This is a genomic window from Dyadobacter sp. HNCC25DJ184 (assembly GCF_056895215.1).
On sequence record NZ_JBXHAQ010000003.1, the window covers coordinates 343,648 to 358,157 of the forward strand.

Below are 14,510 nucleotides of genomic sequence, written 5' to 3' on the forward strand. Positions count from 1 at the left end.
ATTGTGAAAGGATGGAATGAGATGAATGCAACACAATAAATCATGCAAGATCAAAACAAAACATTCCGAATTGCTATTTTGGATATGTACAACGGCGTCGCCAACGAAGGCATGCGCTGTATTAAAAAAATCGTGACCAATTTTGGTGAAACGGAGAAAATCAACCTCGAATATCAAGTATTTGACGTCAGGCAAAAGCTGGAAATCCCTGGTTTTGACTTTGACGCATATATCTCCACCGGCGGGCCGGGAAATCCCAAGCCCGCCGGAGAACCTTGGGAACGGAAATTTTTCTTTTTTCTCGACCAATTGTTGAAACATAATCAACTTAGAAGTCAGAAAAACAAGAAACACCTCTTTCTTATTTGCCACTCTTTTCAGATGGCATGTATACACTGGCAATTGGGTGCAGTTAGTAAAAGGCGTAAAACTTCGTTTGGTACTTTTCCGGTACACAAGTCCTCCGCTGGCCGGAAAGATTCGCTGCTTGAAGGATTGCAAGACCCGTTTTGGATCGTTGATTCCCGTGATTTTCAGGTGACACTTCCCAATCAGCATGCCTTCGATCATTTGGGTGCAAAGCTGTTGTGTCTTGAGAAAATCCGCCCGCATGTTAATTTGGAAAGGGCTATTATGGCCATTCGTTTTTCAAACGAAATCGTCGGTACTCAATTCCATCCTGAAGCAGATGCTGACGGGATGTTGCGATATTTCCTGCTGGATGAAAAGAAGAATAGTATAATATCAAATCATGGTGAGCAGAAATATAACGATATGATATCGCATCTTAACGACCCGGACAAAATCATGATGACGGAGTCTGTCATGATTCCCACTTTCCTGAAAAACTGCCTCAATAAGAAGCAGTTGGCACAAGAAACTATTCCGTCTTAATACCATCCCACCCTATCATCAGCAAAATAACCCAATGCAGCCGGACGCAAGAAAAAAATATAACCAATCATTTTCCGAGAAAAAGTACAAGGAAATGATTTCTTCGATTGACTCTGAATTTCCAGGACAACTGGATTTTCGGATTGCCGAAAGCCCTGTATTTATATCCAAAGATTTCAAAAATAAATTATTCGAAAGCAGCGACGCGATTATAGACACGCTGGTCTCTGCCAGTTTTGTTGACAATACTAAACGAGCAGTTCCAACCTACCAGAACGTCCCGAATGAAAATGGGCATACATCTTTTTTGGCGATTGATTATGCCATTACGAAAGACAAAAACGGGGATATCGTTCCGAAACTAATTGAACTTCAAGGCTTTCCATCGATATTCGGGTATCAGCCTTATTTGTCCGGAAAATACGCTGAGTTTTTTCACGTGGATGAAAAATTTTCATGTTTTCCCACATACGAATCAGAAGACGCGTACAACAGTAACCTGAAAAGCTTAATCTTGGGAAGTCATCAACCTGAAAATGTGATACTTCTGGAAATATTTCCCGAAAAACAAAAAACCAGAATAGACTTTGCTGTTACTGAAAAATTGCTGGGAATTGAAGCAGTCTGTTTGACAAAAGTGATCAAAGAGGGTCGGAAAATATTTTATCTCAAAAACGGTCAGAAAACACCCATATATCGGATTTACAACCGACTCATATTTGACGAACTGGACACCTATCCGGATCTCGAAACAGATTTTAAATTGACGGATGATATTGACGTTGAATGGGTTGGACATCCCAACTGGTTTTTCAGGATCAGTAAATTTGCCATGCCGTTTTTAAAAGACCAGTATATTCCGGACACTCGTTTTCTGAGTGAATATCAGGGTTTGTATCCCGCCGATTTGGAAAATTATGTACTGAAACCTTTGTTTTCTTTCGCTGGAAGTGGTGTTCAACTACATGTAAATCGTGAAATTCTGGATAAGATTAACGATCAGGAAAATTATATTTTACAAAGAAAGGTAAACTACGAACCGATCATCGAGTCACCGGATGGCGGCGTAAAATGCGAAGTCAGATTGATGTACGGTTGGCCGGATGGTGCAGAAAGGCCGCAATTAATGATCAGTTTAAGCCGCTTGAGTAGAGGTGAAATGATCGGCGTGAGATATAATAAAGATTTTACCTGGGTAGGCAGCAGTGCGGTATTTTTCGAAAAATAGAACCTATCGTCCAAAAACTTGATCAATACCGATCTCACGAAACGATAAATGTTCAAATGCCGCCACCTCTAACCCCTAATAGCTAATACCCAAAAAATGTACATTTCCCAAAGACAGCTGTTCTTCCAACATGTAGCACAAACATCAGACTTTCCGCTTGCACTTGAGATTGAGAAAGCCGAAGGAGTATATATGTATGGTTCCGACGGCAAGCAATATCTTGATTTAATTTCCGGAATTGGCGTCAGCAATGTCGGTCATCGACATCCCAAAGTATTAGAAGCGATTCATAATCAATTGGATAAGCATATGCACCTGCTCGTTTATGGCGAGTTTGTGCAGGGGACTCAGGTTAGACTGGCAGAGGCATTGTCGAAAACCTTGGCAATAAATCCCGCTTTGCCATCTCCATATGGATTGATTGATAATGTGTATTTCACAAATTCCGGAACAGAGGCCGTAGAAGGAGCGATGAAGCTGGCGAAACGCTTTACCGGAAGATCGGAATTCATATCATGTTACAATGCATATCACGGGGCCACACAGGGAGCGTTAAGCCTTGCGGGTGCAGAGTTTTTCAAAAATAGTTTTCGTCCTTTATTGCCTGGTAATCAACAGATTCGCCATGGTGTAGTTCAGGATCTTGATAAAATTTCGACCAAAACAGCGGCAGTTGTAATTGAAATAATCGGAGGTGAATCGGGCATAAGAATTCCCGATACTTCGTATTTTGAAGCATTAAGACAAAAATGTACGGAAAAAGGGGCCTTATTGATTTTAGATGAAGTCCAGACAGGCTTCGGAAGAACCGGCTCATTTTGGGCTTTCGAGCAAACGGGAATATATCCGGATATCCTTCTAAGTGCCAAAGGAATGGGCGGTGGTATGCCAATTGGTGCGTTTATGGCTTCCTCGGAGGTAATGAAAGTGCTCAAAAGCAATCCTATCCTTGGCCATATCACTACTTTTGGAGGACACCCAGTCAGTTGTGCATCGTCTTTGGCTGCTTTGGAAGTGACTTTGACTGAGCAACTTTCAGAAAAAGCGCAGGCGAAGGGCGATTTGTTTAAGTCATTGTTGCGACATCCGGATATCAAGGAAGTAAGAGGAAAAGGACTTATGCTGGCGGCAGAGATGGAATCTTTTGAAAAACTGAAGGATACCATTGACAAGTGTATTGAAAAAGGTGTGATTACCGACTGGTTCCTTTTTTGCGACAATTCCATGCGAATTGCACCTCCGTTGATCATTACTGATGACCAAATAAAAGAAGGTTGCGAAATCATTCTCGAAGTACTCAACAATTAACTGATATGCTGTATAGTATTGAAAATGAACATCTTAAAATTAGCGTAAACAATGTGGGTGCTGAACTGACTTCGATAGAGTCAGTGAAATCCGGCAAACAGTTTATGTGGAGTGGAGATCCGGCGTTTTGGGCCAATCATTCGCCTGTTTTATTTCCGATTGTAGGTGGTCTCAAAAATAACACGTATTATGTTGACGACCAGGCATATTCCCTACCCCGCCATGGTTTCATACGAAATAATGCAAAAATCAGCCTCATTCATCAAACGGATAGCAGCCTGACTTTTGGACTAAAATCAGATGCAGATTCTCTGAAAGTATACCCATTCGCTTTTGAATTTGAGCTTACTTATACTCTTTTTGCGCATAGAATTGTTGTAAGTCACAAAGTGAAAAATCCCGGAAATACCGAAATACTTTTCTCGCTGGGAGCCCACCCCGCCTTTCGTTGTCCATTGAATGAGAGTGAAAGTTATGAAGACTATTATCTTGAATTTGAACAAAACGAAACGGACTCAACGTGGCTATTGACAGCCGATGGACTCGTCAGCGACAAATCTACTCCAGTGTTGAAGAGCACAAATGTCCTGCATCTCACTTCACATTTATTTGATAATGATGCACTTATATTTAAAAATCTAAAATCAAAAAGAGTAAGTCTAAGGAGCACCAAGTCTCAGCAGGTCATCAGTCTTTATTATGAAGGTTTCCCATATCTTGGGCTTTGGGCCAAGCCCGGTGCACCATTTGTTTGTATCGAACCATGGTTGGGAATAGCCGATCAAGAGCATACCGATCAAAAGTTTGAAACAAAGGAAGGTATCATCAACCTGAAACCTCATCATATTTTTGAGGCAGCATATTCAATCGAAATCAGCGAATAATTGATGAGAAAGTTGCTGATACTAATCCTGACATTGAATGCCCCAATTGTATTCGCTCAAGATGACGCTGTATTCATTCAACTGGAAAATACACTCAAATCAGAAATAGCAGCGACCTCTGGCAAATATGGCATAGCCTTTAAAGACCTCAAAACCGGAAAAGAAATTCTGATTAATCCGCATCAATCCTTTCATGCGGCAAGTACGATGAAAACTGCTGTTATGATTGAGGTTTTCAAGCAGGCTGCCGCTGGAAAATTTGCCTTAACAGATTCTATCGTTGTCAAAAACGAATTCAAAAGTATTGTGGATGGTAGTATTTATCAGCTCGATTCAATCAATGACAGTGAGCATGAACTTTACAAGAAAATTGGTCAGAAAAAAGCGGTAAAAGATCTTGTGTATGAGATGATTATCGTAAGTAGCAATTTTGCGACGAATTTGATTATCGATCTGGTGGGAGCAAAAAATGCCACGCAAACCATGCGCGATATGAATGCAAAAGACATACAGATTCTACGTGGAGTTGAAGATTCGAAGGCTTTTGAGAAAGGATTGAATAACACGACTACGGCATATGATTTGATGCTCATTTTTAGTCAAATGGCATCGGGTAAAATAGTTAGCCAAAGTGCTTGCGATCAAATGATTGCAATCTTGCTGGATCAAAAATTCAATTCAGGTATTCCTGCTCTACTACCCAAAGATGTCAAAGTCGCCCACAAAACCGGCTCGATCTTAAAGGCGCAGCATGACTCGGGAATTGTGTTTATGTCAGATGGGAGAAAATATGTGCTTATAATATTAACCAGCGATTGGACAAGTCAGGAGGAAAATCTTAAATTCATGGCTGGAATTTCAAAGAGGATTTATGAATCCATTTATAAATAAATCTCTGAAAACCATCATCATATACAACAGAAACGGGCTCAAATGAGCCCGTTTCTGTTGTATAATCACAAAATATATATTAAACCGTTGCTTCGATATGAGCGTTGAGTTTGTCTTCGAGAGTAGTTTTTGGAACAACACCAACAACTTTATCAACTAATTGACCTCCTTTAAAGATCATCAAAGTTGGAATGCTGCGGATTCCGAATTTCGCTGGTACAGACGAGTTCATATCTACGTCCATTTTACCAATTACTGCCTTGCCTTCATACTCACCGGCTAGTTCTTCAACAACTGGTCCGATCATTTTACAAGGCCCACACCACTCAGCCCAAAAATCTACAAGTACCGGCTTTTCGCTTTGTATTAGTTCTTCAAAGGTGCTATCCGTAATTTCGAGTGCTTTTCCCATGTCTAGATTATTTCTTGTTTGTTTATATTATGACTGTTTAAGGAATATTTAATTCTAAAAGTTCCCCACCATTTCAATCCTTTAAAGATTGCGCCACATTAATTCCGGTCGCCGTATCTCAAAAGCATCGTACTCTATAAACAAAATTGAGTTCCCGAATTTGCATGAAAATTAATCTTGTTATATCATCTTAGTAACTGATTGATAATAAGCAACTAACATCAACAATTTTCATTTAGAATTGCACCAAAATAGAAAACTCCTCCCATTCATAATAGAACCGGAGGAGCCTGGATGCTAAACAAAAACTTAGCTAACGGATACCGTACGAACAGTTTCTTTGCTCTGTGTATTCAGGATTATGTCTTTCACAATCTTATTGTTGCCTTCCAGCAAAATTACCTGATATGCACCGTCAGGGAGCGCGTTTAGGTCAAATCTTGTTCGGGTTGCGGTGGTTTTCCGGGCTATTGACTTAATGGCCAATGTATTGCCGTGTTGATCAAGAAGAGCGACGGTGGCATTTTTGGGCTCTGACTTGAATACAAGTACATCAATTTTTCCGGTGTTAACATTTTCAACTAACAATTTGGCAGCTTCAACCTGGCTCGCCGCGGCTGTGACGCCGGCTGTTGACTGAGCGAAACTTACAGACGAAATGGCAATAGAGGCTGTTAATAATACGGAGGCGATAAGCGTTTTCATGGTATGTATTGTTTTAAAAGTGATTGTTTTCCTTCTGCGGCAGCGATGTTGCTCCCGACTTCCGATACAAGGATACGGCGACATTTTCACTCAAAAAAACAGAATCGACGGAAAGGCATAAGAAGACGACGGAATGCCCAAACGAGTAGTTAACTTACTTAATATGAAATATTTATATCAAAAACATTTCACTTATAGATTGTTTTCAGCATTTTATAGACTGGAATGGGCAGCCCATAGAGGATTCAGAGATGATCCGTATGAATAAACCGCAGAATTTAGTGAAATTGAGTGGAATTGATATAAGATGGTGATTCCATTTTTTTCCCGGAACCACCATTTTTTTAGTTCAAAGAAAACTTGACGCCTTCTAACAAGCCCAGTGTTTTGAACAGCTCATTCGAAGGAGCAACCCGATATCCCCGGGAAAGCATTTCAACTTCCAACCTTGTTTCAGGATCGGTAATTGTCATATTCACAGTACAATGACCCGGATTGTTATCAAAAGCTTCGTGCAGTAAATGGATCATCCGCTCGTCTATATGCTCCAGCGGAAGATTGATTTTGATTTTCCTGCACAGTTTGTCACGGATTTCAGTTAGGAGTTGGATATGTAGTATTTTGAATTCAAACTGATCTTCCTGCTTCCAGCGATTTTGTACTTTGCCTTTCAAGTGCAGAAAATGTCCGATTTGGAGATAATTTCTAAACTTTACATAGTCTTCGCCTCCTAGCAATATCTCGATCGAACCCTTATAATCTTCAATACGGAAAATCATAAACGGATTTCCGTTTTTGGACATTCTTTCCTGTGCAACTGTAACAATACCGCCAATCGTAATTTCCTTTTCAAAATGCTTTGGCCGGCGATCACCTTCCGGGATTAGCATTACTTCGTCAGCAGTGCAGGTACAAAAATTATCAAGCTCGATTCTGAACGTATCCAAAGGGTGACCCGAAATATAGAAACCAACCACATCCTGCTCATATCTAAGCCGTTCCAAATCTCCCCAAGGCTCAACATCCGTCGTTTTCGGCTTTACCATCAAAGTATCATTTCCGCCGAATGCACCAAATAGAGAAGCCTGATTCGATGATTTTTCTGCATGGTAGTTGTTTGCATATCGGATCAGGCGCTCAATAAAAGTCCCGCTTTCACCCGATTCAGTAGCGAAAAAGTTAGCTCGGTGGTAGTCGGTAAAGCAATCAAAAGCACCCGCATATGCCAAACTTTCAATCGTCTTTTTATTAACCGTGCGCAGGTTGACACGGATAATAAAGTCGAATATGTCTTTGAAAGGGCCATTCAGATTACGCTCCTCGATAATTGATTCGACCGCCGCGTCACCACTTCCTTTCACACCCGCCAAACCAAAACGAATTTCCGCCTTTTTGTTGGCATTAAACTGGCGATCGGACTCGTTGATATCCGGACCTAAAACCGTAAGCCCCTGATTCTTACACTCTTCCATAAAGAATGTAATCTTTTCAATATTACCCAGGGAACTCGTTAATACCGCAGACATATATTCAGCGGTGTAATGCGCTTTCAGGTATGCAGTTTGATATGCCACAAAAGCATAACAAGTTGAGTGGGATTTATTAAAGGCGTAAGACGCAAATGCCTCCCAGTCAGTCCATATTTTTTCGAGTTTTTTCAGATCAAGTCCTTTTTCTCCGCCACCCTTCATGAAGTCGCCCTTCATTTTGTTCAGCGTCTCAATCTGCTTTTTACCCATCGCTTTACGGAGGGTATCGGCCTGGCCCTTGGTGAAGCCTCCCAGTTTTTGAGAGAGCAACATAACCTGCTCCTGGTATACCGTAATACCATAAGTATCAGCAAGATATTCTTCCAGTTCGGGTAAATCGTAGGTTATCTCTTCCAACCCGTTCTTACGACGGATAAAGTTAGGGATATAAGCCAGTGGCCCCGGACGATAAAGCGCGTTCATAGCGATCAAGTGCTCAAAACGATCCGGAATCAGATCTTTCAGGTACTTTTTCATACCATCGGATTCAAACTGGAAGATGGCGTTGGTTTCGCCTTTTTGGAAAAGCTCGAATACCTTTTTGTCGTCCAGCGGAATGTAATCGATCTCTATTTCAATACCATGGTTCTGTTTGATCAGTCTAAGAGCCTCCTTAATGATGGTAAGGTTTCGAAGACCCAAAAAGTCCATTTTAATAACACCCGCGTCCTCAATAATCTTCCCCTGATACTGGGTAATCAAGAAATCAGAGTCCTTGGAAGTGCTGACAGGAATAATTTCTGTCAAATCGCTTGGCGCAATAATAATCCCTGCTGCGTGAATACCGGTATTACGGACTGTACCTTCGAGTCGTTGCGCTTCCTGTAACACGCTCGCCATCAATTCCTTACCATTTGATATCAGCCGCATTTTCTTGACATTGTCAAGCTCTTCCGGCGAGATCCCCTCTTTCTTTGTTAAGCTTCCCTCCCCTTCCAGCGGCGCTGTAAAAATCCGGTTCAGGGTCATATTATAGGTTGGCTTATCCGGAACCAGCTTCGCCAACATGTTGGCATCCGGAAGCGGAAGATCCATTACACGTGCTACGTCCTTAATTGCTGATTTGGCGGCCATTGTACCATATGTGACGATTTGCGCCACCTGGTTGTAACCATACTTCTTAACCACATAATCGATCACCTTTTGACGACCTTCATCATCAAAGTCGGTATCAATGTCGGGAAGTGATATACGGTCCGGATTCAGAAAACGCTCAAAAAGGAGATCATATTTAATAGGGTCAATATTCGTTATTCCCGTGCAATATGCCACTACCGAACCAGCGGCAGATCCACGACCGGGGCCTATAAACACTCCCATATTCCTGCCAGCTTCAATAAAATCCGCCACAATAAGGAAATATCCGGGAAAACCCATATTCCGAATGGTGTCTAGCTCAAAGTTTAACCTATCCTCGACCTCGGGAGTTATAGTTTCATATTTCCGTTTCGCTCCTTCAAAAGTAAGGTGCTTTAGATATTCCCATTGGTTCAAAACATCGGCCGTCAATTCCTTTTTCCCTGCCATCTCCGACAGCGTGTGCGTCTTGAACTCTTCCGGGATCGGGAAATTGGGCAGCAGTATATCTTTTCTTAAATCAAGATTCTTAATCTTGTCGACGATCTCATTCGTATTGTCCAGCGACTCGGGCAAGTCGTTGAACAGCTGGAGCATTTCGTTCGTATTTTTAAAATAAAACTGGTCGTTATAAAAAGCGAAGCGTGAGCCTTTGGGAATACCGTTCTCATCATCAAAATCCTTCGACTTCGGCGTGCTTTGCTTATCTCCGGTGTTGATACAAAGGAGGATATCATGGGCATTCCAGTCATCACGATCTACATAATGGGAGTCGTTGGAAGCAATAATTTTCACGTTATACTTTCTCGCAAACCTGATCAGAACTTCATTTACAATCTGCTGATCCCGAATTTCGTGACGTTGTAATTCGACGTAAAAATCTTCACCAAACAGATCCAGCCACCATTTGAACTCCTTTTCCGCCTCTGCTTCGCCCTTTCTTAATATTGTTCTCGGAATGATCGCTCCTAAACAACAGGTTGTTGCAATCAGACCTTTGTGATATCTGAGCACCAGCTCCTTATCAATCCGCGGATATTTTCCATACATGCCCTCTATGAAACCAAGAGAGCACATTTTTATTAAATTTTTGTACCCGATTTCGTCCTTTGCCAAGAGCAACTGGTGAAACCGGACATCCTTTTTTTCCTTTGTAAACTGCCTGATATGCCTGTCTTCCACCACATAAAATTCGCAACCCACAATAGGTTTGATACCTTGCTTGTTACCTTCCGCCACAAATTCAAACACACCGAACATGTTTCCGTGGTCGGTAATAGCCACAGCAGGCATATTATCCGCCTTCGCCTTCTTGAAAAGCTTCTTAATATCAGCAGCCCCATCCAGAAGAGAGAATTGTGTATGGCAGTGTAAGTGAGAAAATTGCATTATTTTTTATTTGATTTTAGAAATGAAGCTGTTACTTGGGCAATACGAGGGGATACAGGAGAAATTCAAGTTAACCCTTCGATATCGGTAGAGAATTATATAGGAGGTACAAACAATATTCATAAGCAAAGTTTACCAAAGCCAAGAAATAAGGGCAACTGAAACCCATTAACCCTTGACCATTCAACCCTTGACCCTTTTCCGTCGCCCCTTTCCTCCCTCCTCCATTCTACCCTTCCTCCACATGATTCAATATATAATTCATATAGTCGCAATATGGTTTCAGGATTCTGATACCAGAAAGAATTTTTTCCTGAAAATCTGGCGAGGTTACGTCCTTATCAGTATAATTCTGGACAAAAAACATTTCTTTTCTTTTCAATAACTCTATTTCCGGGTGATCCTTGGGATATCCCTTCGGCATTGTTTTCAATACAGAACCGTGAATTTCTGGGAACGCACTTTGGAATTCGGGCGCATGGATGATATCCTTTAACTCCTGAGCGTTATAGTCTATTTCCTGACGATATCGGGCCAATTGTTCCGTCGACGGATCCCACATCCCGCCGCCGAGAAACGATTTGTTGCCCGGTTGAATATGGAGATAGTAATCAATTTTACCTGCACTTCGGCCGCCTAGCCCAATTCCTGCACTCAGATTCAATTTGTATGGCGACTTGTCTTTTGAAAAACGGATATCCCTGTTAATTCGAAACACACAATCCTTAACGGCCAGATTGCCAAGATCCTGAAAAGTGGCAACTTCTGTGATTATCCCACCTACCAGTTTCTCAAAATCTGCCTTCGCGGTATCGTATCTGCTTCGATTCTCATGAAACCATTCTCTGTAATTATTTTCAGCTAAATCTTTAAGAAATTGTAGTGTCTGACTCTGAAGCATAAGTATTGTTCATTAAGCTTGATAGCAATCATCCATTGTGTCAGTGCAGGACGTGAATTTTGACACAATGGAGATGATTAATTTCAAATTTACTACGTTTTTTCGGTTCAATTTGTCGAATTTTGGAATTTAGAAAGAGGGGATAGTCCTTTGAAACTGATAATCAACTGAAAGCGATGAGTATTCAATTTTTGTCAAACGAAAAAGGCAAGACGACTGCTGTCCTGGTGCCGATCAAGGAATGGGAAGAAATTCAAAATAGGTTGAATCAGGCCGAACCAGATTTCATGACCGATTTGCCAGACCATGTTCTTGAGGGTATTAAAAAGGCTCAGAAGCAATCCGAACTGGGTCAAACCAAGGATCATGATGAGGTCATTAAAAAATACAGTAAGTACCTATGAGGTATAAAATCCGATGGACCACTGAGGCAGAACAAACTTTCAGCCTGATAATCGAGTATTTGGAGCGGCAGTGGTCGGAGCGGGAAGTCAGAAATTTCATCAGAGTTGTAAACGCAACATTAAAAAAGATAGCTTCTTTCCTTATTTATTCAAGGCATCCGCAGTTAACCCAACAGTGCGGAAAGGTTTTTTAACAAAACAATGTTCTCTTTTTTATGAGGTTGGAAATGAGAATGTTACACTACTCTATTTTTGGGACAACCGTCAGAACCAATAATTCTTATTACATAACTTGTAAGTGCTATGACACTTTTAAGTTGTTTCAATTTTTAAGTAAATAATTCATAATGGCCAGAATCCTTACCGGAATTCAAAGCAGTGGACGCCCACATCTGGGCAATATCCTTGGAGCGATCCTTCCGGGAATTGAACTTTCCAAAGACCCTGCGAACGAATCCTTTTTTTTCATTGCAGATCTTCATTCACTTACAAGTATAAAAGACGGGCGCCTTCGAGAAGAGTACGTTCGGGCTGTGGCAGCAACCTGGCTTGCCTTTGGTTTTGATACCAATAAAAACGTTTTCTGGAGACAGTCGCGGGTTGCCGAACATACCGAACTGGCTTGGTATCTCAACTGCCTGACTCCTTATCCGATGCTCGCCAACGCTACATCTTTTAAGGAAAAATCCGACAAACTTGCCGATGTGAACGCCGGGCTCTTTACATATCCTGTACTTCAGGCAGCCGATATTTTACTTTATCATGCGAACATCATACCAGTTGGTAAGGATCAAAAGCAGCATCTGGAGATATCAAAGGACATTGCAAACCGATTCAATCAGCTTGCAGGAGAAGATATATTAGTTCTGCCTGAGCCTAAAATTGATGAAAGACTAATGACGATTCCGGGCATCGATGGCCAGAAGATGAGTAAGTCTTATCATAATTATATTGATATCTTCCTTCCTGAAAACGAGCTTAAAAAGGTTGTAAAGAAAATAGTATCAGACTCAACACCGCTTGAGTCTCCAAAAGATCCGGACAGCGACATCACGTTTCAATTGTATTCGTTGGTGGCGTCAGATGAAGAAATTGCGACCATGCGCAATAATTATTTAAATGGCGGTTACGGATATGGTCATGCAAAACAGGCATTGTTAGAATGTCTTCTTACCAAATATGCAGAGCCTCGCCGGATTTTCAACTACTATATGGAAAACACGACTGAGTTGGAACAAATCCTTATCGAAGGCGAGGAAAAAGCACGGACGATCGCCCGCAGGACAATTTCGAAAGTAAGGCAGGTATTGGGTTACGGTTCATGACACAGCTCGTTCAGGATCTGATATCGGCAGACCAACAACTTTTCCTGTGGTTAAACGGAAAATATTCTGCTTGGGCGGATGTCGTAATGTATTGGGTCACATACAAGTATACCTGGATTCCGCTCTATCTCGTGTTAATCTTCCTGACAGCAAAAACAGATCGAAGGAACAGCTTGTTTATCATACTGACGGTTATCGTAGCGGTGGCTCTCGCAGATCAGATCACGTCCACATTGATGAAACCATATTTCCATAGATTCCGTCCTTGTCATGAACCATTGCTAAGTGGATTAGTGCATGAAATTGGAGGTTGTGGGGGTATATATGGCTTCGCCTCATCTCACGCGTCCACAAGTTTTGCAGTCGCCACAGTGTGGGTTTTACTCCTGATTAGGAAGGTACCATATATCTGGATACTGCTCGTCTGGGCTGGCGTATATTCCTATAGTCGGGTGTATGTAGGCGTCCATTATCCAGGCGATATTTTAGTCGGCGCGTTAGTTGGAGTACTTTGTGGATTACTTTGCGTTAAAGTTTACAACACTTATTTGAAGAAAAGTTGATGCTTTCTCCTTATTTATATTTAATTTTGCGGAAATTTCAGTAAAGAATGGGCTCTTTCAATACGGTAAAAATATTTTCAGGAAGTCAGTCTGAATACCTGGCAAAGGACATCGCCAGATATTATGGAAAAGAACTGGGCGGCTATAATCTACGTAAATTTAGTGACGGAGAGTTATCTCCAAGTTTTGAAGAGTCTATTCGCGGATGTGACGTATTTCTGATACAATCCACTTTCCCGCCGGCAGACAATCTGATGGAGTTGCTTTTAATGGTAGATGCCGCGCGTCGTGCTTCTGCTCATTACGTAACAGTTGTTATTCCTTATTTTGGGTATGCACGTCAGGACAGAAAAGACAAGCCACGTGTTGCCATAGCAGCCAAAGTAGTTGCGAACCTGTTAACTGCAGTTGGGGTAGATCGTGTCATGACGATTGATTTGCACGCGGGACAGATTCAGGGCTTTTTGGATTTGCCAGTTGATCACCTCGAAGGAACCTCGATTTTTGTTCCTTATATCAAATCACTCAATCTGAAAAACCTTCTGATAGCATCACCTGATGTAGGTGGGGCTGCAAGAGCCAGAAATTTCGCGAAGTTTCTGAGCGTTGATATGATCCTTTGCGACAAGCACAGGAAACGTGCCAATGAGATTGCAAGCATGCAGGTAATCGGTGATGTAGAAGGAAGGGATGTTGTTTTGGTGGATGACTTGATCGATACCGGGGGAACACTTTGCAAAGCAGCGGAGATTATCAGAGACAAGGGTGCCACGTCTGTAAGAGCCATTAGCACCCACCCTATTATGTCAGGGAGAGCACATGAAAACATAAGAAATTCAGTTCTTGAGGAATTGATCGTAACGGATACCATTCCTCTTAAAGAGCATAACGATAAAATCCGGGTGCTTTCCGTGGCAGAGATTTTTGCCAAAGCCATCGGTCGAATCCGTGATCACGAGTCTATTAGTTCATTATTTATAAATCAACAGTAAATTTTATT

At 41.6% G+C, this 14,510-nt stretch carries 13 protein-coding genes; 9 read left to right on the plus strand and 4 right to left on the minus strand.

Annotated elements, in window-relative coordinates:
- Nucleotides 1-42: 42 nt before the first annotated feature.
- The 5 genes from AC1XUD_RS06530 (at nucleotide 43) to AC1XUD_RS06550 (ending at nucleotide 5,205) form a co-directional block, all read left to right on the plus strand.
- Entirely contained in the window at nucleotides 43-894 is an 852-nt protein-coding gene (locus tag AC1XUD_RS06530) for a type 1 glutamine amidotransferase (RefSeq protein WP_483360165.1), read from the plus strand.
- 94 nt (nucleotides 895-988) lie between these two features.
- Nucleotides 989-2,122: a hypothetical protein gene (locus AC1XUD_RS06535; RefSeq protein ID WP_483360166.1), complete on the plus strand. Its 1,134-nt coding sequence runs from the start codon at nucleotides 989-991 to the stop codon at nucleotides 2,120-2,122.
- Between the two features lie 96 nt (nucleotides 2,123-2,218).
- Nucleotides 2,219-3,430, plus strand: a complete 1,212-nt coding sequence (locus AC1XUD_RS06540; protein WP_483360167.1) for an aspartate aminotransferase family protein — start codon at nucleotides 2,219-2,221, stop codon at nucleotides 3,428-3,430.
- A gap of 5 nt (nucleotides 3,431-3,435) precedes the next feature.
- Complete coding sequence (locus AC1XUD_RS06545) at nucleotides 3,436-4,314, plus strand: aldose 1-epimerase family protein (RefSeq protein ID WP_483360168.1); 879 nt, start codon at nucleotides 3,436-3,438, stop codon at nucleotides 4,312-4,314.
- Between the two features lie 3 nt (nucleotides 4,315-4,317).
- Nucleotides 4,318-5,205 carry a serine hydrolase gene (locus tag AC1XUD_RS06550; protein WP_483360169.1) on the plus strand — a complete coding sequence of 296 codons (888 nt, stop codon included), beginning with the start codon at nucleotides 4,318-4,320 and terminating at the stop codon, nucleotides 5,203-5,205.
- A 79-nt stretch (nucleotides 5,206-5,284) separates the two neighbouring features.
- Here the strand turns inward: AC1XUD_RS06550 and trxA are convergent, their stop codons facing one another.
- The 4 genes from trxA to AC1XUD_RS06570 form a co-directional block, all read right to left on the minus strand.
- On the minus strand, nucleotides 5,285-5,617 hold the full coding sequence (gene trxA, locus AC1XUD_RS06555) for a thioredoxin (RefSeq protein ID WP_483360170.1): 333 nt from the start codon (nucleotides 5,615-5,617) through the stop codon (nucleotides 5,285-5,287).
- A gap of 309 nt (nucleotides 5,618-5,926) precedes the next feature.
- Entirely contained in the window at nucleotides 5,927-6,322 is a 396-nt protein-coding gene (locus AC1XUD_RS06560) for a hypothetical protein (protein ID WP_483360171.1), read from the minus strand.
- 344 nt (nucleotides 6,323-6,666) lie between these two features.
- Complete coding sequence (dnaE, locus tag AC1XUD_RS06565) at nucleotides 6,667-10,317, minus strand: DNA polymerase III subunit alpha (protein ID WP_483360172.1); 3,651 nt, start codon at nucleotides 10,315-10,317, stop codon at nucleotides 6,667-6,669.
- A 229-nt stretch (nucleotides 10,318-10,546) separates the two neighbouring features.
- Nucleotides 10,547-11,218, minus strand: coding sequence for a DUF2461 domain-containing protein (locus AC1XUD_RS06570; protein WP_483360173.1), 672 nt, complete (start codon nucleotides 11,216-11,218; stop codon nucleotides 10,547-10,549).
- 176 nt (nucleotides 11,219-11,394) lie between these two features.
- Here AC1XUD_RS06570 and AC1XUD_RS06575 point away from each other — a divergent pair, with 176 nt between their 5' ends.
- From AC1XUD_RS06575 to AC1XUD_RS06590, 4 genes are all read left to right on the plus strand, one after another.
- Nucleotides 11,395-11,622, plus strand: coding sequence for a hypothetical protein (locus AC1XUD_RS06575; protein WP_483360174.1), 228 nt, complete (start codon nucleotides 11,395-11,397; stop codon nucleotides 11,620-11,622).
- Nucleotides 11,623-11,969: 347 nt separating this feature from the next.
- Entirely contained in the window at nucleotides 11,970-12,947 is a 978-nt protein-coding gene (trpS, locus tag AC1XUD_RS06580) for a tryptophan--tRNA ligase (protein WP_483360175.1), read from the plus strand.
- Nucleotides 12,944-13,510, plus strand: coding sequence for a phosphatase PAP2 family protein (locus tag AC1XUD_RS06585; protein WP_483360176.1), 567 nt, complete (start codon nucleotides 12,944-12,946; stop codon nucleotides 13,508-13,510). Before trpS ends, AC1XUD_RS06585 begins: the two co-directional genes overlap by 4 nt.
- 47 nt (nucleotides 13,511-13,557) lie before the next feature.
- Entirely contained in the window at nucleotides 13,558-14,502 is a 945-nt protein-coding gene (locus AC1XUD_RS06590) for a ribose-phosphate pyrophosphokinase (RefSeq protein WP_483360177.1), read from the plus strand.
- The last annotated feature ends 8 nt before the right edge of the window (nucleotides 14,503-14,510 follow it).